Below are 19,929 nucleotides of genomic sequence, written 5' to 3' on the forward strand. Positions count from 1 at the left end.
ACCGCGACCAGGAGGGTTCCGCCTCGCCGGCGCCCGTACGTGCCGTGGTCGGCGATGGGACGCAGGCGGGGACGGCGCCCGGTGTCGGTGGGGTGTGGTTATCTCGGGGCATGGGCGTTGAGATCGAGCGGTTTCTGCGGTTGGTGAAGGCACTGCCGAAGTGTGAACACAGGGACTCGGAGCAGTACACGACGTTCCGTGTGGACGGAAAGCCGTTCGGCTACCTGTGGCCGCGGACCGCCACGGTGGGGCTGAAGCAGACGCTTCTGGAGCAGACCGCGCTGGTGGCCGAGCGGCCCGAGGTGTTCGAGGTGCAGTTCACGGCCAGCGGGTTCGGCTGGGTGGTCGTGCACCTGGACGCGATCGACCTGGAGGAGCTCAGTGAACTGACGCTGGAGGCCTGGTACCTGACGGCGCCCGAGGAGCTGATCGCGGCCGCACCGACTCCGGAGTCCCTGGTCGCGGCCTGACACCGCGGCCCCGGGGCTCATCAAGCAGCGGGCGCCGTTCAGGGTCTCCGTCTGAGCTGGTCGAGACCGTGGACGGCGTCGCCGAAGAGGAGTTCCAGGACGTTCTCTTCGCGCTGATCGTCCACGCCCGCGGCGAGGATCGTGCGCACCGCCGGATAGCCGCGCAGACCGACGTCGGTCGGCCGTCCCGCGCAGATGAGCGTGTAGACCTCGCGGACCGGATAGGTGTGGATCGCCGCGACCTGCTCGGAGAGTTCGGCGGCGCCCGGTCCTGACACGAGGTCGCGCAGCACCCCCTCATCGCGCACGGCCAGCTCGATCCAGCCGAGGTAGGTGTCGTTGCCCGGCCATGGGTGCGCCACCCCCGGCGAGGCCATCACCGACTGCTCGTAGGGCGGGAGCGGCTCGACGCGTAGGCGCAGCACGCTTGGATGCTCGCTCCACGGACGTGCGATGTGTTCGGTCAGGAAGCGGTGGAACTCCTCGGTCGACGCGGCTCCGGTGCGCGCGACGAAGCAGAGCACGAAGGTCGGGACCGGGGGAGGACCCTGCATGGCGGGGTCGTCGAGACGGTCCACCAGCGTGCGGCCGCCGCCGGGAGGAGTCAGCTGGGAGCCGATGCGGCCCATGAAGTGGTGCGCGTCGTTCGGAATGGTCTCCCGCGTCAGCGGGTGGCGGCCGAACGCGGCCAGGTCGGCCTCGGACAGGAAGAGCCCGTGCGGTATGCCGTGCGGCTGGGCCGCCTCCGGCACATCGAACGACAGGCCCGTGACCGCCGGCCAGAGGCCGGGGCGGTTGGGTGCGAGGCGCAGCTGGCGGCACTGCCACAGGCCCGGGGCGCGGGCGAACATGATCCCGTGCACGTCACGCCAGTAGTCCTCGCAGACGCGCCGCGGGAGGTCGTCGCGCCACCAGCAGAAGGCCGTCAGGGCCCGCTGCGCGGCATTCTCCAGCTCGGCCGTCCCCACGCGCCCGGCCGCCGCCTCGGCCCTCAGCTCGGCGGTGCTCCTCGCGTTGGGTCCGGCCGGATCCCCGGCCGCCTGGTGTTCGTCGCCCATGGTGGGCCCCTACCCAGCGGAGCCGGACCGTCATGCCCGCCGCCCCCGGTCAGGCGTTCTCGTCCGCTCGCACCGCCCCGTCGGTGGCCCCGGTCAGGTCATGGCCGTAGGCCGACACCAGCGGGGCCAGGTGGGGGGTGCCGAAGCGGGCGCGCATCTCCTTGAAGCGGATGACCTTGTCCTCGCCGAAGCGGGCGACGGCCGCCGCGTAGGCGTCGGCGGTGAGGAACACCGGCGGGTTGCGCTTGCTGTGGAACTTGTCCGCGTACATCACCAGCTCCTCCTCGGCGGACTCGGCCACGTAGTCCCGCTCCGGGACGGGCAGCGCCTGCTCGCGGATGTCCACGCGGGTCAGCCCCACACCGGTGTGGTGGGAGCAGAACCGGCACAGCGTCTCGGGCAGCCCCTCTCCGGCGAGGATCTCGTGGCCGAGCACGCCATGGCTGACATAGCGCGTGTGGTCGAGCCGGCCGGAGGCGTCGTACAGGCGGTAGACCCCGATGTCGTGCAGAAGGCACCCCGCGCGGACCAGGGCTCGGTCCAGTGCGAGCCCGGACCGGTCGAGCAATTGCTCGGCGACCGCGCACACGATCTCGCAGTGCGTGTACACGAGCGCGAACGCCTCGGGCGTGGGCGCGTACTTCCGGTGCAGAGCACGGATCTCTTCGTCACTGGGGATCACCATGCCTTCGACGGTAGCGGGCTGCGCATCGTGGCCGGACCGGGACCTGGGAGTCGGGGACGGTCCCGGAACCGGGGTCGCGTCACGTCCCGTGGGGCGCTCCCGCGCCGCGGCGTTCGCGACCCGCGTTCGGGTACGCGGGGCGGTCTCGTGGGAGTTCGGGCGGCCTTACCGGAGTTCGTCGAAGGCGGAGAGGTCGATCCCGGGCGCACTCGAGTACTCCACGCCGGGCTCCGGAGGCAGCGGTTCACCCGAGGCGGCGTCGGTGCAGTGCGCGTCGAACATCTCCGCCTCGCCCAGAGGGACCAGGCGCCCTTCCCCGACCCGCCAGCCCCGGACGAGCTTGACGGCCACGGCGGTGCCGTCGGACCGTGTGTGGGCGATCCGGTCGGTGAAGGTGCGCAGGACCAGCGCTGAGGGAGAGGCCCTGGTGACGGCGGTGCACAGCCGTTCCACCACTTCCGGGCGCTCGACATCGAAGTCCTCTCCTCGGACGTCGACCGTGGTGGACAACGCGTGACCGGTGTTCAGGGTGAGGATGTGGTGGTCGCCGGGCAGGTCGCGCAGGAGGGCGGAGAGCAGGGTACGGGCGTCCGTGGTCAGCATGCCTTCAGTATGTGCTGGTCGAGGCGGTCGGCTCCGGTTGTCCACAGGGTCGGTTCGGTCCGTCGACGACAGCCGTGCCCCGGCCTTCGTCGTGCCGACCGATCCGGACGGCGATCACTCCTGCGTCCGCACCGAGCCGGGCCGGGCCGGGACTGAGCCCGCACCGAGCCGGGCCGGGACTGAGCCCGCGCCGCCGGACGCGACACGCACGATCGCCGGTGACGGAGACGCGGCGAGGACGACATCACGATGCCGCCAACGCGGGTCGGCTGCCTATCCGAAAACTTTCGGAAATCTCTTCTCTGCCAGGAGGAGAGTCTTATTCGCCTTCTCGCCCACATTCGGCTCAAGCTGGCAGAATGCACCACTGAACTGCAAAGATGACACTTCTCTGGTGCGGTTTCTATCGAAACTTTTTCCGAAAGTATTGACACCCCGGAAAGGTCGACGAATACTCGTCACCGACGGCGACCGGGCACAATCGCCGCGTGGCACGGCATCGCGCCGGGCCCTGCGGCGGTCGTGCCCCGGACGTCGAAGGCAGTGCCGGGTCGTCCCGCCATGGCCCGGTCCCTCCCCTTCCCCCCAGGAGGAAACATGTCCATCCACGACACCCCCGTCCGCCCTCGCAGCCATCCGGAAGCCCCGGGGACCAGCCGCCTCAGGCGGCTCATCGGCCGGGCCTGCGCCGTCGCGTCGGCCCTGGTCATGACCGCGACCCTGCAGCCGGGCATCGCCCACGCGGCCGTCACCTCGAACGAGACCGGCCACCACGACGGATACTTCTACTCCTTCTGGACCGACGCCCCCGGGTCGGTCTCGATGGAACTGGGTCCCGGCGGCAACTACAGCACCTCATGGAGCAACACCGGCAACTTCGTCGCGGGCAAGGGCTGGAGCACCGGCGGCCGCAGGAGCGTGGAGTACTCCGGCAGCTTCAACCCGTCCGGCAACGCCTACCTGACGCTCTACGGGTGGACGCGGAGTCCGCTCGTGGAGTACTACATCGTCGACGACTGGGGCACCTACCGCCCCACGGGCGACTACCAGGGCACCGTGACCAGTGACGGTGGAACCTACGACATCTACCGGACGATGCGCTACGACTCGCCCTCCATCGACGGGACCCAGACCTTCCCGCAGTACTGGAGCGTCCGCCAGTCGCCGCGCACGAGCGGCACCATCACCACCGGCAACCACTTCGACGCGTGGGCGAGCCGCGGGATGAACCTGGGCAACCACGACTACATGATCATGGCGACCGAGGGCTACCAGAGCAGCGGCAACTCCAACATCACGTTGGGGTCGACCGGTGGCGGCGGCGACCCGGGCGGTCCCGGTGACCCGGGCGGCGACTGCACCGCGTCGTTGTCGGCGGGGCAGCAGTGGGACGACCGGTACAACCTCAACGTGTCGGTGTCCGGGGCGGACGACTGGACCGTGACGATGAACGTGCCCTCGCCGGCGCGGATCAGCTCCACGTGGAACGTCGACGCGTCCTGGCCCAGCTCCCAGGTACTGACCGCCAGCTCCAACGGCAGCGGTAACAACTGGGGCGTGACCATCGACCACAACGGCAACCGGACCTGGCCGACGGTCTCGTGCAGCGCCAACTGATCGGCGCTCACCGATCGTCGTAGAACGCGTGGCCGCGCCGGACGGTTCGATCCGGCGCGGCCACGCCCGTCCTCAGACCTGGGTGGAGATACAGAAGGGGTGGCCGGCGGGGTCGAGCAGAACCCGCCACCGGTCGGGCCGCGGCTGGCTCGGGGGTGCGGTCGCGCCCAGGGACAGGAGTCTGGTCTGCGTCTCATCCAGGTCCTCGACGCCCAGTTCGATGTGGGCCTGCTTCTCCTGGGCCGGGTCCGGCCAGGTGGGGCGCCGGTAGCCGTCGAGCCGGTTGAATCCCAGCCCGGGAGCACCCTCCTGCCCGAGCAGGACGAAGTGGTCGCTGGAGAAGACGACGGGCAGGTCGAGGACCCGGCCGTAGAAGCGGGCCAGCTCGGCCGGGTCCTCGCAGTCGAACGTGACGGCCACGTAGCGGATGCCGGACGTGGGCGCGGGCGAGTGGATGGAAGTGGTCGTGTTGCTCATGGGCAGGACACTAGGACGCGACCCGGACGGGTTCGGTCCGGGTCATGCGGCAGAATCCGGATGGTGATCAGCACATCCGTACGCCTGCTCCGACTCGTCTCGCTGCTGTCGGCACGGCCGTCCTGGACCTGCGGGGAACTGGCCGAACGCATGGACGTCACCGAGCGCACCGTGCGGCGGGACATCACCAGGCTGCGCGACCTCGGCTACGACGTGGAGTCCGAGCCCGGGCCGTGGGGCGGATACCGGCTCGGCGCAGGCGGCCGGGTCCCTCCGCTGGTGCTGGACGACGAGGAGGCGCTGGCCGTGGCCGTCGCCCTGCGCGAGACCGCGCTCAACGGCGTGCTCGGTGGTGACCAGGCCGCGCTGTCGGCGCTGCTGAAGCTGCGCCAGGGCCTGCCGCGACGCGTCGCCGGGCGACTGGACGAGATGGCCGAGACCCTCGTGCACGTTCCCAGGGCCGACGAACCGCAGATCGCGTCCGGCCTCCTGCTGGAACTGGCCACCGCGTGCCGGCGGGGCGAGCGCTCCGGTCTCTCCTATCGGGACCGGGAGGGCAGGGGCACGACCCGCGACGTCGACCCGTACCGCCTCGTGCGCACCGGACGACGCTGGTACTTCGTCGCCCGGGACGTGGCGAGAGACGAGTGGCGCACGTTCCGGGCCGACAGGATCAGGCGGATACGACCGACCGGGGAGGTGGTCGAACTCGGGGATCCGCCCGACCCAGAGCTGCTCGTCATCCGGGCGGTCACCAGCCGCCCCTACCCGCTCTACGCGAGGGTGCGCCTCCCGCTGCCGATGGACCGGGCGGTGCGCATGGTTCCGACGAGCGTCGGCACCCACCACGCGGACGGCCCCGAGGCCACGATCATCGAGATCGGCGGTCCCGACGCGGACGGCCTCGCCGGGTACCTCCTCGGCCTGGGCACGCCGCTGCGGGTCCTGTCCCCGGACGGGGTACGGGAAGCGCTAGTGCGTCGCACGCGGGAACTGCTCGCGGTCAACGCGGTCGACGGTCCCGAGGCGGATCATGTCGTCAACGCGGAGCATACGGACCACGAGCATGACGCTGACGAGAACACCCGGTAGGGAGTCCCCGCGGAGGACCTGGTGAGACGAGCTTGCGCCCCGGCCGGTTCCGTCCCGCTCCCCGCTCCCCGCTCCCCGCTCTCCGTTCCCTGCTCCCCGCTCTCCGTTCGGCCGCTCGGCCTGGGTCGTCCGCGCCGACCACGCCTGCCCCGCCCGGCGCACCCGCATCCCCTCCCGCAGGCGCGGGCGCCGCCACTCTCCGTGGGTGTGGAGACGGACGCGGAGCGTCCCCGCCGTGCGGTAGGAAGGGAGGCGCATCCGCCCCTTTTCCTCCACACGGACACGGAGCAGTACATGGACCAGCAGACCCCCGGCCCCCTGGATCAGGGCGAACTCATCCAGGAGCTCGGGCAGGCCCTGGTGTCGGCGACCCCGGAGGGCTGGCAGCAGCTCACCTACCTGGCCAGGGTGATCGGCGCCCTCAACGACGACATGCTGGCCGTCCAGGGTGCCGACGGCCAGGTCGGCCAGGTGCCCGTTCCCGACGGCGCCCGTGCCGCCGCCGAAGCGCTCAAGCAGCGCTGCTATCAGGAGGGCAAGGGCACCTGGTTGTCGATGATCGTCTCGGTGCACCACACCGGGAAGGTCAACATCGAGTACAACTACGACACCGAGCCCGAGCTGACCCGCGAGCCCAGCCCGCTCGCCTACGCCCAGGAACTGGAGCGCTACCCGCGCGAGGACGGGGTGCTCCCGGACTGGATCCGGGCCAAGCTCGACCAGGCGCGCACCCTGGACACCGGCGCCATGACCAGGGCCATCGGTGCCGCCCTGGTCGCCGCGTGCTCCCGTGAGGGACTCGTCGCCGAGCACCGTCCGCCGACGGGTCTGCGTGTGGCCCTGCCCGACGGCTCGGTCCTGCTGGACACCGACATGAGGACCACGTTCGACCAGGCGCTCATCATGCCCGAGGACCAGTGGGAGGGCCTGGCCGCCCACTTCGCCGGGTACGTCGCCCAGGTCGCCCGGGAACGCGAGGCCGCCCCGGCCGCCTCCTCCGGCGCCTCCGTCCCCCCCGCCCCCAGCGGACAGTCCGTCCCCGTGGACCCGGCGGACACGGTGGCGACCGCCCTGGCGGCGGCCTTCCGCGAGCTGGGCGTCGAGGTCTCCTTCCAGGACCCGAACACCATGATCGTGCCGATGCCGAACGGCAACACCGCCTCCGCCGACATCGGAAGCTTCCGAACCGCCATGGACGGCGCCGCTCCGGAGCAGGTCACCGAGCACGCCACCGGGTTCGCGCGCAACGTGGCCGAGCAGTTGGAGCGGGCGACCCGGCAGGGCACCGAGCCCGCCGGGGAGCTCCGGGTCCGCCTCTACCCGGCCTCGGCCTTCCCCGAGGGTGTGCTGGAGCAGCTCGTCAGCCGGGAGATCGCGCCCGGCCTGTGGCAGACCGTCGTGGTCGACAGCCCGGAGAGCCTTCAGCCGCTGTCGCGCCAGGCGCACGAGAGCTCGGGCCGTTCGGACGCCGAGGTCTTCGCCGCGGCCGTGTCCGCGTCCCTCGCCGATCCCGTCGAGGTGACCGAACACGACATCAACGGCACGCGGCTCGTGCACATCGGCGGTCAGCACCCCTACGTGGCGGCCCACGTGCACGACCTGGCCCGGCACGTGGGAGAGGCGCCGCACGGCGCCCTCGTGGTGCTGCCCGTGCCCGAGGTGGTCATCGCCCACCCGCTGGGTCAGGCACACCCCGTCGCGGCCATGGAGAACCTTCGGGAGGTCGCCCAGCGCTTCGCCGCCGACGCGGAGAAGCCGATCAGCACGCAGCTCTACTGGTGGCACCCCTCCTCACGCACGCGGGAGCAGAGCGCGCCCGCGGACCTGCGGCCGGTCGGCGTGGAGATCGACCACGAGAAGGGGTCGATCACGCTGCACACCTCGGACCAGGAGTTCGGCCCGCTGCTGAGCTCCCTGATGGGGCAGTAGCCGACCACCGAGAGCCCTCGCCGAGGGCTTGCGGATGCCTCGGTGTGCTCGCGCCCTGCCCGCTGCTGAGCTCCCTGATGGGGCAGTAGCCGACCACCGAGAGCCCTCGCCGAGGGCTTGCGGATGCCTCGGTGTGCTCGCGCCCCGACCGTCCCCACAAGGGGCGGTCAGGGCACGAGCACGGTGAGCCCTGGCGCCGTTCGTTCGGGAGGCGTACGGTTCCCGAACGTTCCCCGTGAGCGGCGGCCGGGGCCGGCGCGCGGTCGGCCCCGTGCTGCCCCTCCGTGCCCTGTTCTCAGCCATTCCCGCACGTGGCGCCCGGGGCCAGTGCGGCCCCGACCACCGGGCAGGACCCATCCGCGGGCCGCGCCCGCCCGGATAACACCCTCCGCGTCGCCCAGGCGTCAGGACTTGCGGGCCGCGGCCACGTGCATGTCGGTGTGGGGGATCGTCCCGACCTCGGGCTCCCCGGTCCGCCAGCGCGTCGCGGGAACGGCGCCGGGGTCGAGCAGCTTCAGCCCTTCGAAGTAGGCGGTGAACTCCTCGGTCGTGTGCGAGCGGTACGGGAGGGCTGCGCCCTCGTTCCACTGCCGCAGGGCCTCGGCCGCCGCGGGGTCCTCGGGCATGACGTGGTCCCCGATCGCCAGGAAGCTGCCGGAGGGGCACGCGGCCATGTACGCGTCGACGATCTCCCGGGCCGCCTCGTACTCGGTGATGTGCCCGAGCGTGCCCAGGATCGTCACGCCGATCGGGCGGTCGAAGTCGAGCAGTTCGCGCGCGGCCTCCAGCACCTTGTCGGTGTCGCGCAGGTCGGCGTCGACGAACGCGGTGGCGCCCTCCTCGGTGCTGTTCAGCAGCGCGCGGGCGTGGGCGAGCACCATCGGGTCGTTGTCGACGTAGACCACGTGCGCCTCGGGGGCCACGGCCTGGGCGACCTCGTGGGTGTTGTTGTTGGTCGGCAGCCCCGTGCCGATGTCGAGGAACTGGCGGATGCCCTCCTCCCGGGCCATGTGCGTGACCACACGGGTGAGGAAGCCGCGCCCGGCGCGGGCATCGGTGACGATGCTCGGTCGGGAGGCGGCGATCAGGTCGCCCAGCTCCCGGTCGACGGGGTAGTTGTCCTTGCCGTCGAGCCAGTAGTTCCACACGCGCGCGGAGTGGGCCGTGGTCGTGTCGACTCCCACGGGCGGTCTGCTCTGCGGGGAATCCGTCATGAGGTGTCTTCCGATCGTCTGTGGGGGTACCGGTCGCCGACAGCGGCCTGGGAGACCGCGGTGGCGGCAGGGGCCGGGGTTGCGATTCTTCAGGCTCGGAAGGCCGACGGCAACTGGGAACCGGGCCCTGAGCCGGTTTCGGCTCGTCCGGATTCGGCCACGTGACTCGATACCGCGCGGGCGAGGGCACACCCGCACCACGGTGTCGGAAGCACAAGCAAAGGCGAGGAGCTCCAGACGCTCCCCGCCACTCTCAACGTATAGCGCACCCCGGGGCTTGCGGCAAGCCCCCGGCCGTGCCGCAGAATGAGCGCCCGAACAGAAGAAGTGCCGGTGAGCGGGGGACTCATGCCTGAAGTGATCGTGGTCGGCGCCGGGCCGACGGGGTTGATGCTGGCCGCCGAGCTGCGGCTGCACGAGGTGGACGTGGTCGTGCTCGAGCGGCGTTCCGAACCCACCCGGGAGTCCCGTGGGCAGGGGCTGCACGTGCGCAGCGTCGAGATCATGGACCAGCGCGGATTGCTGGACCGGTTCCGCGCGGCCGGTGAGGAGTTCCAGGTCGGTGGCTTCTTCGGCGGCATCACCAAGCCGTGGCCGGACCTGCTGGACACCGCGCACCCGTACGGCCTCGCGGTCCCGCAGCCGGTCACCGAGCGGCTGCTCGAGGAACACGTCGTCGAGGCCGGTGTGGACATCCGGCGCGGCCACGAGGTGGTCGGAGTCGGACAGGACGAGGATGGGGTGAGCGTGGACCTGGCCGACGGAAGCCGGCTGGATGCGCGCTACCTCGTCGGGTGCGACGGCGGCCGCAGCACGGTGCGAGGGCGGATCGGCGTCGGGTTCCCGGGGGAGCCCTCCCGGGTCGAGACGCTGCTGGGGGAGATGAGGCTGACCGCGGACCAGACGGAGATCGACGCCGTCACCGCGCGGGTCGCCACAACGCAGTTGCGGTTCGGCGCCGCGCCCCTCGGTGACGGGGTGTACCGCGTCGTCGTTCCCGCCGAGGGAGTGTCCGAGGACCGCACGGCCGAGCCGACCCTGGCCGATTTCCAGCAGCGGCTGCGTGCGCTCGGGGGAACCGACTTCGGCGCGCACTCGCCGCGCTGGCTGTCCCGGTTCGGCGACGCCACCCGGCAGGCCGAGCGCTACCGGGTCGGCCGGGTGCTGCTGGCGGGCGACGCGGCGCACGTCCATCCGCCGACCGGGGGACAGGGGCTCAACCTCGGTGTGCAGGACGCGTTCAACCTCGGCTGGAAGCTGGCCGCCGCGGTGCGCGGCTGGGCGCCGGAAGGTCTGCTGGACAGCTACCACGACGAAAGGCATCCGGTGGGGGCTCGGGTGCTGGACAACACGCGCGCGCAGATGACGCTGCTGGGTGCCGAGCCGGGCGCGGTCGCGCTGCGCGGGCTGTTGAAGGAGCTGATGGACTTCGAGGAGGTGAACCGGTACGTGACCGGGATGGTCACCGCGGTCGACGTCCGCTACGACTTGGGCGAGGGACATGACCTGGTCGGCGGCCGGCTGCGGGACGTGCGGCTCGGGAGGGGGCGCCTGTACGAGCTGATGCACGGCGGCCGCGGGCTCCTGCTCGACCAGGGCGGACGCCTCTCCGCGACGGGCTGGGCGGACCGGGTCGACCACGTCATCGACACCATCGACTCCGGTGAGGAGCTGGACGTGCCCGCGGTACTGCTGCGGCCGGACGGTCACGTGGCGTGGGCCGGTACGGACGAACGGGAGCTGGCCGGGGCGCTGTCCAGGTGGTTCGGCGCCGCCGCCGACTGAGCAGGTCGCGTGCCCCGCCGGGGCGGGGTCCGGCGCGCCGGGGTCCGGCGAGGCGCCCGAGGGGGGGCGACGGTGGGGCCCGGCCCCGGACACGGACGTGGGGCCGCCGCACGGCCGGCCCCACGGTGGCTACGGGATCAGTGTCCGGGGATGGAGTGGTACCGCTCGGGGTCGGCGTCGTCCAAGGTGCCGTCGGCGAGTCCTTCGACGACGGCCTCCAGCCCGCGCTCGACCGTCGTGATCAGCTGGCCGCGCTGGCGCGCGCCCCAGCTCTGGGTCTGGCCGCGCACCTCGACCAGCATGGTGCCGCTGCCGTTCAGGGCGAAGGAGCCCAGCGCGGTCCCGGGCAGGTCCAGGTTCTGCTGGTAGAGCGTGATGTTGTCGAAGCCCGAGTTGCCGTAGGAGTTCAGCTCGTCGTACAACGCGAGGTTGACCTGGCGGGAGAGGTCGAAGTCGTACCGGTCGGCGTACTCGGCGTACTTCGCGCCCTCGGGGGTGTTCGGGTTCGGGACGAAGTCGGCGGAGATGGACAGGTTGACCCAGTCCCCGTTCTCGTCGTCCAGGTAGCAGGGACCCTGGTGGTGCAGGTCGATGAACACGTCCACCTCACCCCGCTCCTCGGTGAGGTCCATGTACAGGTCGCGGATCGTCTGGGACTCGGGGTGCAGGAACCAGCCGGGCTGGTCGGAGCTGCCGGGCAGGTCGGCGGGGTCGGGCGTGTAGGACAGGTCCGGGTTGAAGTCGCGGTTGACGTCGAAGCCTGGGCGCGCGCTGTAGTCGTCGCCCTGGAGCTGCGTGTCGTAGTAGTTCCAGGCGGGCTCCGACCCCTCCAGCTGGGGGAAGTCGGCCACGACCTCGTCCCAGCTCCGGTCGTTGCCGCGCCGGTCCAGTTCGGCCGCGTCGGGGTTCATCTTGGGCACCGCGACCAGGGTGACCTCCTCCCGCAGCCGCTCGGCCTGCGGGGTGTTGGCGCTCATGGTGTTCAGGAGCTTGAGCAGCGCCTCGGTGCCGGTCTTCTCGTTGCCGTGGATCTCACTGGTGATCAGCAGGGTCTGCGGGCCGGTGCCCACGCGCGCGGACCAGATGTCGCGTCCCTGGTGGGAGGTGCCGATCGACTCGACCTCCAGCACGTCACCGCGCCGGCGTTCGAGGGCGTGCAGTTCACGGTCCAGCTCGGCGTAGTCGGTCCAGGACCGGCCGCCGGTGTCTCCGGTGTCGGTGGAGCAGTTCGCCTGGCCCGGCTGGGCGGCGGCGGGCGAGGCGAGCGCGATCATCGACGTTCCGAGCACGGCGCCGACGACCAGAGCGGCCAGCGGTGCGCGGTGGCGCGGGCGGTCGAAGCGACCGAGGCGGCTGAGGGGATCGGGGGCCAAGAGTCCTCCTGGGGGACAGGGGCGAACCTTGCATCCCTAGATGTAAATCATGTTTACCCAGATGGTCAAGGCTTGTACGGCCTTTGGTCAGGGCCGGGCCCCGTCCAACAGCTTCTTCTGGACCTTGCCCATGGCGTTGCGCGGCAGAGTGTCGACCACCCGGATCTCGCGCGGGCGTTTGTGCACGGACAACCGGGCGGCCACGAAATCGATCACCGCCGCCGGGTCGATACCGTCGCCGACCAGGTACGCGACGATGCGCTGGCCCAGGTCGTCGTCGGCCTCGCCCACCACGGCCGCCTCGCGCACGGCGGGGTGGCCGAGCAGCGCGGCCTCGATCTCGCCCGCGCCGATCCGGTAGCCGCCGGACTTGATCATGTCGACCGACATCCGCCCCACCATCCGGTGCCGGCCCTGCTCGTCGACGACCGCCGCGTCGCCGGTACGGAACCAGCCGTCCTCGGTCCAGGCCGCCGCCGTGGCCTCCGGGAGGCGCAGGTACCCGTCGAAGAGCGTCGCGCCGCGCACCTGGAGCTCGCCGATGCTCTCTCCGTCCGAGGCCACCGGCTCCCCGTGCTCACCGCGCAGCCGCGACTCCACACCCGCCAGCGCCGTGCCCACCCAGCCGGTGCGGCGCGGGGCGTCGGCGCGCGCGGCGAGGGTGATCAGGGACTCCGTCATGCCGTACCGCTCGACCGGAGCCTGGCCGGTGGCCGCGCGCAGGCCCTCGGCCACCGGATCGGGGAGCGAGGCGCTGCCCGAGACCAGGAGCCGCGCGCCGGCCAGGTCGCGGGCGGCGGCGCCGTCGCGGACGACGCGCGACCACACGGTCGGCACGCCGAAGAACAGGCCCGCGCGGCCCGCGGAGGACGGGAGGCGACCGTCGAGTCCTTCGATCGCGCGTGCCGCGGCGGCGTAGGCGGCCGGGGTGGGGCGCACTGTGTGCAGCAGCGGACTGCCCACGCGCAGGGCGCCGAGCAGGCCCAGGACCAGGCCGTGCACGTGGAACAGCGGCAGGCCGTGGACCAGGACGTCGTCCGGGCTCCAGGACCAGGCGTCGGCGAGCGCGTCGAGGTCGGCGGCCACGGCGCGCCGGGACAGGACGACGCCCTTGGGCGGCCCCGTGGTCCCGGAGGTGTACATGATCAGCGCGGTGGCCTCGGGTGCGGGTTCGGGGAGGGAGCGGGAGGAGCGCTCGGACGGGTCGACGGCGAGGACGGGCAGGTCGACGCCCTCCTGGGGCGGTCCCAGCCACAGGGCCGCACCCGAGTCGCGCAGGATGTGGCGGCGCTCGGCGACGCCGGAGTCGGCTGGGACGGGCACGACGGGCACGCCGGCGAGCAGGCCGCCGACGACCGCGACGACCGTGCGCAGGGAGGCCTCGCCGTGGACGGCCACCGCGTCGGTTCCGGTGATCCGCCCGGCCACGGCGGCGGCCGCCGACCACAGGGCCTCGCGGTCGAGTTCCTCGTCGCCGACCCGCACCGCGAGCCCGTCGCCCGCTCCGGCACCCAGCAGCATGTCCTGTTCCCGTTCCTCGTCCTCGCCCGGTCGCGAGCCAGTACACCACACGGGGCCGGTGGCGGTAGGTCGGGGCCGGGAGGTCGTCCGGTGGGGAGCCGGGGAGGCGGGCTCCCTGGAGTGCGACGAGGTCGGGTGCCGTGGGGGAGCGGCCGCGCCCGGAGGGTAGATACCGACCGGGCGGTATGGAATCCTGGCGCGTATCCGCGGCGCGGGCGCTCGCCGTCATCCGGTGCGCGCCCGCGGCCCCGCATCCCGCCTACCCCGACTCAAGGAGCCACCGATGGCAGTCGATCCCTCAGGAAGCGCCCTCAAGGACATGCTGGCCGACGGGCCGGAAGGGCCGGTGGTCATGCTCAACCTCCTGCGCTTCGCCCCGGGCGGGCGTCCCTCGTACGAGGAGTACTCGCGCAAGGCGGGCCGCTTCCTGAAGAAGTACGGCGCGGAGCTGCTCTACGCCGGGGACGGCCTGGCTCCGCTGGTCGCCGAGGACGGCCAGGACTGGGACGCGGTCCTGGTCGTGCGCTACCCGAGCCGTGAGGTGTTCGGCCGCATGATCGCCGACCCCGAGTACCAGAAGATCACCCATCTGCGCACGAACGCCCTGTCCGAGGCCGTGCTCCAGCCCACCACTCCGTGGGGATCCCGCAAGGACTCCTGAGTTCGCGCGCCCCCTTCCCCGCCCGTCGGAGCCCGGCTCCGTCCCTGGCCTGACCGGCCTCGACCGTCCTGGCCGGTCGGCTCGCCCGCGATTAGGGTCCCGCCCAGGGGGAAGGGGGCCAGGGATGCCCAAGAAGAAACCGCGTCGCCGTCCGGAACGGGGCAAAGGCGCGAACGACATCCATCGCGGCCCCACGCGCGATCCGGGGAGCACGGGTGCGGTCGGCTGCTACATCATCCTGGTCGCGGTGGTCGCGATCGGCCTGATGATCCTGCTCTTCGAACTGCTCGGATAGTCCGACATCTCCACGCGTGGCGAGGTCGGCCGCTCCGCCCCTCCTGTGCCATGCCTCCCATCACGTGGGACTTCGGGCTGCCCTCCTTCGCCTATAGGGTACGGTGATATGCCTAAAGGCTTTAGGGAAATGCCTGAAGAGCACATCGCAAGGGGTTGAGGCATGGCACGCGCCGGACTGAGCGCGCAACGCCTGGCGCGGACGGGAGCGGAGCTCGCCGACGAGGCGGGGTTCGAGCAGGTGACCCTCTCCGCGCTGGCCAGGCGGTTCGATGTCAAGGTCGCGAGCCTGTACTCGCACCTGAAGAGCTCTCAAGACCTCAGGACCAGGATCGCCCTGCTCGCGCTGGAGGAACTGGCGGACCGCTGTGCCGACGCCGTCGCCGGGCGCTCCGGCAAGGACGCGCTCACCGCGTTGGCCGACGTCTACCGCGACTACGCGCACGAGCACCCAGGCCGCTACGCCGCGGCCCAGTTCCCGCTCGACCCGGAGACGGCGGCCGCGAGCGCCGGGCCCAGCCACACCCGGATGACGCGGTCGATCCTGCGTGCCTACGACCTCCCCGAAGAGGAGCAGACCCACGCCGTCCGGCTGCTGGGCAGCGTCTTCCACGGCTACGTCAGCCTGGAGATGAGGGGAGGGTTCAGCCACAGCGCTCCCGACTCGCAGGAGAGCTGGTCCCGGGCCATGGACGCCCTCGACTCGCTGCTGCGGAACTGGCCCGCCCCCTGAGCGGGCCCTCCCACGCGCCCCGCACACGTGGTGCCGCTGCCGGGCGGGACGGCCGCCGGTCGCACCGGCCACACCGGCCACCAGCCACACCAGCCACCAGCCACACCAGCCACCCACAGGTAGAAGCGATGACCACGCAGCAGCACTGGACCACCACGCCCATCACCGAGGACCTCCTGCGCGGCGCCCTCGAACTGGAGCGCACCGAGCACGGCGTTCTGCCGCACCGGCTGCCCGCCTGGGCCCGGGCCCAGATCTCCGACGGACAACTGGCCATGGCCGAGTCCCAGCCGTCGGGAGTACGGCTGGCCTTTCGCACCCGGGCCGCCTCCGTCGAACTGGACACGCTGCCGACCAAGCGCGTCTACCAGGGGGCACCGCCCCGTCCGGACGGCGTCTACGACCTGGTCGTCGACGGCCACCTGGCTGAGCAGGTGAGCGTGGCGGGCGGCAACGCCCTGGTGACCGACCTGTCCACCGGGTCCGCCGAGCTTCGGTCCGGCCCCGTGGGCACCGCCCGCTTCTCCCTCCGGCGGGAGGGCGTCAAGGACGTTGAGGTCTGGCTCCCGCACGACGAGACCACGGAACTGGTCGCACTGCGCACCGACGCACCCGTCGAACCCGCACCGGACCGTGGCCGCAGGGTGTGGCTGCACCACGGCAGTTCGATCAGCCAGGGGTCCGGCGCCGCGGGCCCCACCACGACGTGGCCCGCGCTGGCCGCCTCCCGGGGCAGGGCGGAACTGATCAACCTGGGCCTGGGCGGCAGCGCTCTGCTCGACCCCTTCACCGCCCGGACGATGCGCGACACCGCCGCGGACCTGATCAGCGTCAAGATCGGCATCAACATCGTCAATACCGACCTGATGCGGCTGCGCGCCTTCGCTCCCGCGGTCCACGGCTTCCTCGACACCCTGAGGGAGGGCCATCCGGACACGCCGCTCCTGGTCGTCTCACCGCTGCTGTGCCCCATCCATGAGGACACCCCGGGGCCGAGCGCCTTCGACACCGACGCACTGAGCAGCGGAACGCTGCTGTTCCAGGCCACGGGCGATCCCGCTGAGCGGGCGGCGGGGAAGCTGACCCTGAACGTCATCCGGGAGGAGTTGGACCGCATCGTGAAACAGCGGGCGGAACAGGACACGCACCTGTCCTACCTCGACGGTCGCGACCTCTACGGGGAGGCGGACCACGCCGAGCTTCCACTGCCCGACCAGCTCCACCCGGACGCCGCCACCCACCGGCTCGTCGGTGAGCGCTTCGCCGACCTGGCCTTCGGTGTCGGCGGTCCGTTCGCTTCCGCGGGCGTCTGAACCACCGGTCCCGGCCCCGGCTCACCCGGGGCCGGCCGAGTCATGCGGGCCTCGGTTCGGATATGAACCCGGTGTCGAACGAGTGTGCCGGCGCACGAACAAAGACTCGGGCCAGGGTCGCCGCCGACGATAGTTCAAGGTCGGTCCATCCGGAGTGAATGCGGGAACAGCACCCCGGCCGACCATTCGCCGGCCCAGCTGGAAATGGCGTTCCTCTCTCGTGGCACGGTTCGCGGGGGTATCTTCGCCCCTCGCGGGTCGGTCAACGGCGCACCCGATAGCGCAGGTGAAGCACCCGCTCGCCCTGAAGGACCACGTCGGGATCCTCCAGAAGGTGGTGTGCGTGGACCGACCCGAAGTAGCGCTTGCCGGACCCGAACACGACGGGTGCGACGTCCATGCGCACCTCGTCGACCAGCCCCGCTGCGAGCACCTGGCCACCGACGTCGCCGGCGGCGACCTCGACCGTGCGGGAACCCGCGAGCTGTTGCGCCCTGGCCATGGCCGCCTCCACGCCGTCGACGAAGTGGAACGGCGCCCCGGGGTCCCAGCCCCCGGGCTGGGGCCGGTGCGTCACGACGACCACGTGGTCGATCCCGCTCGGAGGTCTCCCGTCCCAGCCGTCCGTCATGTCGAAGACGTGGCGTCCGACGACGGTCGTCCCGATCTCGTCCCAGTACGCCCGGGTGTAGTCGTAGGACGCTTGCGACACCTTCAACGCGCCGCTCTCGTCCAACGGGACGTCACCGCTGGACAACCAGTCGAACAGGGGTCCAGGCTGGTCGTTCTCGTCCGCGATGAAGCCGTCCACCGACACCGAGCCGTACATGACCACCTTGCCCATGATGCGCTCCTCTGCCTTGGAATGGGGCCAAGCTAGCGTGCCGTGAGCCGTCGCTCTTGTAGGAAATCAATCGGCCGGCAGCGGCCGGCTGTCCAGCACGTGGCCGGGATGTTCGCGCAGGAACCGCCGCCGGACTTCGACGTACCGGGTCGGCGTGAGCCCGGTGAACTCCCGGAACTCGTGTCCGAAGTGGGCCTGGTCGAAGTAGCCCGCGGCCGAACTGCCACGCGCGGGTGGGCATGGTGACCACGCAGCCGTCGGCGTACTCGACCGCCTCGACGTCGTGGCCGGCGCGAATGCGCAACGGCGCCCCGAGGTTGACGATGAGCAGGGCCGCCGGCACCGGCGGCAACGTCAGCCGGGCGTAGGGCGACGCGCCCTCCAGGTAGTAGAGGTCGTCGATCAGCCCGTCCAGCGGCGGTCGCGGCACTCTGGACACGTACTCCACGCTCTCAGTATCGCCGACGCACCACCGACTCGCCGGGACCCAGGCCCCGGCGAGACCCGACTGTGGGAAGGGCCGACGTGCCTACCGCGCGGCCTGTTCCGTGACCCGGGTCCGTGCTCCGGCCCGTGCCCCGCGGCCGCGCGATCCGGGCAGCGCCAGGTGTCCCTGCGTGACGAGGTGGAACCGCTCCAGCCCGGGGCACTGCACCTGGACCACCGTCGTGCCGTGCGCCAGCACCTGGAGCCGGTGGGCCGCCACACGGTGGCCCGCGGCCGTGATCCGCCGGACCACTTCGGAGTGCTGCTCCGGCACGGGCGTCCCCTTCGGGACGGTCTCCCGCGGCAGCGCGCCCTGCGGCGACTCCGGGAGGCGGTCGGCGAAGTCCAGCGTGGCGCAGGCCAGCAGGCGCGGGTGGTCGCGGAGCCGGGCGAGGACGTGCGCCTCGATGTCGTGCTCGGCGATGAGAGCGGCGTAGGGCTCGGAGCCGTCGCCAGAGGCCACCTGCTCGGACACCATGCGGGAGAGCAGCTCGTCCTGCACGAACTCGGTGATGGCGCGCTCGGCCGCCAGGGTGCCCCACAGCGAGGCGCCCAGGCCGTAGCGGTGTTTCGAGCCCGTCTCGGGGCCGGAACCCGCGTTCGGCCCGCAGGGCCGGTGCCCGTAGGCCATCACGGTGGGCACACCGAGGTCGGTGGTCAGGTCCAGGAGCGTGACGGGCCCGCCGACCAGCGTCTCCGCGCGCTCCAGGTGGGCCCTCAGCGTCTCCGGCAGGTCCGCGCGGGAGAGGGCCGGGGGCATGGGTCCGCCGTCGTAGACCGACCGCAGCAGGAAGAGGGCGAACGCGTCGCGCTCCACCCACTCGTTGAGGGCGTGCAGCAGCGCCTCGTCACCGGTGGCGCCGATCGCGCAGCCGGAGTTCACGCTGTAGGCCAGTGCCGATCGGTAGTCGGCCGTGTCGCCCAGACCGCGGCGCACCGCGGTGGCCTCGGGGGTGGGCGCCGAATACCAGGGCGCCCACAGGTACACCGGCACGTCGACGTCCGCGCCGCCGTCCAGTGCCTCGTAGCGCACGCACGCCACGCGCGCCCCGTCCTGCGCGGCGATGTCACGCACCGCCCGGTCAGCGGCGAACGGGCCCGTGGCCAGCGCGGACGCGTCCACGAGCCGGACCGGGAGCGACTCCAGGATGGTGGGACCGGTGAACGCGTGCTCCACCGCCTCGAAGCGCGCGCCCACGTGGGCCGGAGCGCCCGGCCCCTTCCCGGCGCCCAGCCCGTAGGGGATCTCCGCGCCTCCGGCGTCCCACAGGGCGCACTGGACGGCGGTGGGATCGGTGTCGTCGAGCGAGCGGTGCCGCGCCACCCAGCCCTGCGCGGCGATGTCCGCCCGGATCCGCCGGTCGGCTTCGGCCAGGGTCAGTTCGCGCTCGAACGTCCCCGACCACTGTGCGTCCCCCGGGCCGGGGAGCCGGGTCGTGGCGTCCGGCTCCCCGTCCGAGAGGACCCATGCGGGTCGCACCATGGTTACTCCGCGGTCTCCTCGTCGAGTTCCTCGACCGCCGGCGTCACGTCGTCGGTCGGGTCGATCGGAGAGGACATCATGAGTGACGCGCAAGCCATATTCGACTCCTCAGGTGGTTCGAAAGCAACGGAGTGGCCTCCGTACTGGGGCATTCCTACCTCATTCGCACCGTTCCTGTCACGGCGCGCGAGGCGGAAAGAATGCCGACGATCAATGGCGCTCCCGATGTTTGAAATCAAATAGCGGCGCCTGTCTGGGAAGATGCGGGAAGCATCATGGAGTGGCACACTC

At 71.7% G+C, this 19,929-nt stretch carries 18 protein-coding genes; 9 read left to right on the plus strand and 9 right to left on the minus strand.

Features of this window, described 5'->3' with window-relative positions:
• The first annotated feature begins 110 nt into the window (after positions 1–110).
• The gene (locus DFP74_RS18885) at positions 111–470 is read left to right on the plus strand and encodes an MmcQ/YjbR family DNA-binding protein (protein ID WP_121183301.1); all 360 of its coding nucleotides are present in this window, start codon (positions 111–113) and stop codon (positions 468–470) included.
• Positions 471–508: 38 nt separating this feature from the next.
• On the opposite strand, the gene DFP74_RS18890 is transcribed toward DFP74_RS18885, so the two are convergent.
• The 3 genes from DFP74_RS18890 to DFP74_RS18900 all read right to left on the minus strand — a co-directional run bounded on the left by DFP74_RS18890 (position 509) and on the right by DFP74_RS18900 (position 2,816).
• The gene (locus DFP74_RS18890; protein WP_199725704.1) at positions 509–1,528 is read right to left on the minus strand and encodes an ethyl tert-butyl ether degradation protein EthD; all 1,020 of its coding nucleotides are present in this window, start codon (positions 1,526–1,528) and stop codon (positions 509–511) included.
• Positions 1,529–1,577: 49 nt separating this feature from the next.
• Positions 1,578–2,213, minus strand: coding sequence for an HD domain-containing protein (locus DFP74_RS18895; protein ID WP_121183303.1), 636 nt, complete (start codon positions 2,211–2,213; stop codon positions 1,578–1,580).
• A gap of 165 nt (positions 2,214–2,378) precedes the next feature.
• On the minus strand, positions 2,379–2,816 hold the full coding sequence (locus DFP74_RS18900) for a hypothetical protein (protein WP_121183305.1): 438 nt from the start codon (positions 2,814–2,816) through the stop codon (positions 2,379–2,381).
• A gap of 597 nt (positions 2,817–3,413) precedes the next feature.
• On the opposite strand from DFP74_RS18900, the gene DFP74_RS18905 reads away from it, so the two are divergent.
• Positions 3,414–4,433, plus strand: coding sequence for a glycoside hydrolase family 11 protein (locus DFP74_RS18905; RefSeq protein WP_121183307.1), 1,020 nt, complete (start codon positions 3,414–3,416; stop codon positions 4,431–4,433).
• Between the two features lie 72 nt (positions 4,434–4,505).
• On the opposite strand, the gene DFP74_RS18910 is transcribed toward DFP74_RS18905, so the two are convergent.
• The gene (locus DFP74_RS18910) at positions 4,506–4,910 is read right to left on the minus strand and encodes a VOC family protein (protein WP_121183309.1); all 405 of its coding nucleotides are present in this window, start codon (positions 4,908–4,910) and stop codon (positions 4,506–4,508) included.
• Positions 4,911–4,970: 60 nt separating this feature from the next.
• Here DFP74_RS18910 and DFP74_RS18915 point away from each other — a divergent pair, with 60 nt between their 5' ends.
• Positions 4,971–6,002 (plus strand): YafY family protein, encoded by a 1,032-nt coding sequence (locus tag DFP74_RS18915; RefSeq protein ID WP_121183311.1) that lies wholly within the window; start codon positions 4,971–4,973, stop codon positions 6,000–6,002.
• A 294-nt stretch (positions 6,003–6,296) separates the two neighbouring features.
• Positions 6,297–7,931: a hypothetical protein gene (locus DFP74_RS18920; protein WP_121183313.1), complete on the plus strand. Its 1,635-nt coding sequence runs from the start codon at positions 6,297–6,299 to the stop codon at positions 7,929–7,931.
• Positions 7,932–8,335: 404 nt separating this feature from the next.
• Here DFP74_RS18920 and DFP74_RS18925 read toward each other — a convergent pair whose 3' ends face one another.
• Positions 8,336–9,145, minus strand: a complete 810-nt coding sequence (locus DFP74_RS18925) for an SAM-dependent methyltransferase (protein ID WP_121183315.1) — start codon at positions 9,143–9,145, stop codon at positions 8,336–8,338.
• 348 nt (positions 9,146–9,493) lie between these two features.
• Between DFP74_RS18925 and rox the strand changes: the two genes are divergently transcribed.
• Complete coding sequence (gene rox, locus DFP74_RS18930) at positions 9,494–10,930, plus strand: rifampin monooxygenase (RefSeq protein WP_121188359.1); 1,437 nt, start codon at positions 9,494–9,496, stop codon at positions 10,928–10,930.
• A 137-nt stretch (positions 10,931–11,067) separates the two neighbouring features.
• Here the strand turns inward: rox and DFP74_RS18935 are convergent, their stop codons facing one another.
• Both DFP74_RS18935 and DFP74_RS18940 read right to left on the minus strand, forming a co-directional pair.
• On the minus strand, positions 11,068–12,303 hold the full coding sequence (locus DFP74_RS18935) for a M14 family zinc carboxypeptidase (RefSeq protein WP_233571031.1): 1,236 nt from the start codon (positions 12,301–12,303) through the stop codon (positions 11,068–11,070).
• Between the two features lie 87 nt (positions 12,304–12,390).
• Positions 12,391–13,824 carry an acyl-CoA synthetase gene (locus tag DFP74_RS18940; protein WP_121183317.1) on the minus strand — a complete coding sequence of 478 codons (1,434 nt, stop codon included), beginning with the start codon at positions 13,822–13,824 and terminating at the stop codon, positions 12,391–12,393.
• Between the two features lie 283 nt (positions 13,825–14,107).
• Between DFP74_RS18940 and DFP74_RS18945 the strand changes: the two genes are divergently transcribed.
• From DFP74_RS18945 to DFP74_RS18955, 4 genes are all read left to right on the plus strand, one after another.
• Positions 14,108–14,485, plus strand: a complete 378-nt coding sequence (locus DFP74_RS18945) for a DUF1330 domain-containing protein (RefSeq protein ID WP_121183319.1) — start codon at positions 14,108–14,110, stop codon at positions 14,483–14,485.
• Between the two features lie 124 nt (positions 14,486–14,609).
• Complete coding sequence (locus DFP74_RS33945) at positions 14,610–14,780, plus strand: hypothetical protein (protein WP_199725706.1); 171 nt, start codon at positions 14,610–14,612, stop codon at positions 14,778–14,780.
• 162 nt (positions 14,781–14,942) lie between these two features.
• Positions 14,943–15,512, plus strand: a complete 570-nt coding sequence (locus tag DFP74_RS18950; RefSeq protein WP_121183321.1) for a TetR/AcrR family transcriptional regulator — start codon at positions 14,943–14,945, stop codon at positions 15,510–15,512.
• 128 nt (positions 15,513–15,640) lie between these two features.
• Positions 15,641–16,825, plus strand: a complete 1,185-nt coding sequence (locus DFP74_RS18955) for a GDSL-type esterase/lipase family protein (protein ID WP_121183323.1) — start codon at positions 15,641–15,643, stop codon at positions 16,823–16,825.
• A 262-nt stretch (positions 16,826–17,087) separates the two neighbouring features.
• On the opposite strand, the gene DFP74_RS18960 is transcribed toward DFP74_RS18955, so the two are convergent.
• Entirely contained in the window at positions 17,088–17,669 is a 582-nt protein-coding gene (locus tag DFP74_RS18960) for a dihydrofolate reductase family protein (protein WP_121183325.1), read from the minus strand.
• Positions 17,670–18,198: 529 nt separating this feature from the next.
• Complete coding sequence (locus tag DFP74_RS18970; protein WP_121183327.1) at positions 18,199–19,638, minus strand: YcaO-like family protein; 1,440 nt, start codon at positions 19,636–19,638, stop codon at positions 18,199–18,201.
• Between the last annotated feature and the right edge of the window lie 291 nt (positions 19,639–19,929).

Origin of the sequence: Nocardiopsis sp. Huas11 (assembly GCF_003634495.1) — a bacterium.
Taxonomy (GTDB): Bacteria; Actinomycetota; Actinomycetes; order Streptosporangiales; family Streptosporangiaceae; genus Nocardiopsis.

What these genes read in the sequence shown, in the direction of transcription:
- DFP74_RS18925 (WP_121183315.1), bottom strand. Translation starts at nt 9,145, where the DNA reads ATGACGGATTCCCCGCAGAGCAGACCGCCCGTGGGAGTCGACACGACC.
- rox (WP_121188359.1), top strand. Translation starts at nt 9,494, where the DNA reads ATGCCTGAAGTGATCGTGGTCGGCGCCGGGCCGACGGGGTTGATGCTG.
- DFP74_RS18945 (WP_121183319.1), top strand. Translation starts at nt 14,108, where the DNA reads ATGGCAGTCGATCCCTCAGGAAGCGCCCTCAAGGACATGCTGGCCGAC.
- DFP74_RS18890 (WP_199725704.1), bottom strand. Translation starts at nt 1,528, where the DNA reads ATGGGCGACGAACACCAGGCGGCCGGGGATCCGGCCGGACCCAACGCG.
- DFP74_RS18915 (WP_121183311.1), top strand. Translation starts at nt 4,971, where the DNA reads ATGGTGATCAGCACATCCGTACGCCTGCTCCGACTCGTCTCGCTGCTG.
- DFP74_RS18955 (WP_121183323.1), top strand. Translation starts at nt 15,641, where the DNA reads ATGACCACGCAGCAGCACTGGACCACCACGCCCATCACCGAGGACCTC.
- DFP74_RS18920 (WP_121183313.1), top strand. Translation starts at nt 6,297, where the DNA reads ATGGACCAGCAGACCCCCGGCCCCCTGGATCAGGGCGAACTCATCCAG.
- DFP74_RS18885 (WP_121183301.1), top strand. Translation starts at nt 111, where the DNA reads ATGGGCGTTGAGATCGAGCGGTTTCTGCGGTTGGTGAAGGCACTGCCG.
- DFP74_RS33945 (WP_199725706.1), top strand. Translation starts at nt 14,610, where the DNA reads ATGCCCAAGAAGAAACCGCGTCGCCGTCCGGAACGGGGCAAAGGCGCG.
- DFP74_RS18970 (WP_121183327.1), bottom strand. Translation starts at nt 19,638, where the DNA reads ATGGTGCGACCCGCATGGGTCCTCTCGGACGGGGAGCCGGACGCCACG.
- DFP74_RS18910 (WP_121183309.1), bottom strand. Translation starts at nt 4,910, where the DNA reads ATGAGCAACACGACCACTTCCATCCACTCGCCCGCGCCCACGTCCGGC.
- DFP74_RS18900 (WP_121183305.1), bottom strand. Translation starts at nt 2,816, where the DNA reads ATGCTGACCACGGACGCCCGTACCCTGCTCTCCGCCCTCCTGCGCGAC.
- DFP74_RS18905 (WP_121183307.1), top strand. Translation starts at nt 3,414, where the DNA reads ATGTCCATCCACGACACCCCCGTCCGCCCTCGCAGCCATCCGGAAGCC.
- DFP74_RS18940 (WP_121183317.1), bottom strand. Translation starts at nt 13,824, where the DNA reads ATGCTGCTGGGTGCCGGAGCGGGCGACGGGCTCGCGGTGCGGGTCGGC.
- DFP74_RS18950 (WP_121183321.1), top strand. Translation starts at nt 14,943, where the DNA reads ATGGCACGCGCCGGACTGAGCGCGCAACGCCTGGCGCGGACGGGAGCG.
- DFP74_RS18895 (WP_121183303.1), bottom strand. Translation starts at nt 2,213, where the DNA reads ATGGTGATCCCCAGTGACGAAGAGATCCGTGCTCTGCACCGGAAGTAC.
- DFP74_RS18960 (WP_121183325.1), bottom strand. Translation starts at nt 17,669, where the DNA reads ATGGGCAAGGTGGTCATGTACGGCTCGGTGTCGGTGGACGGCTTCATC.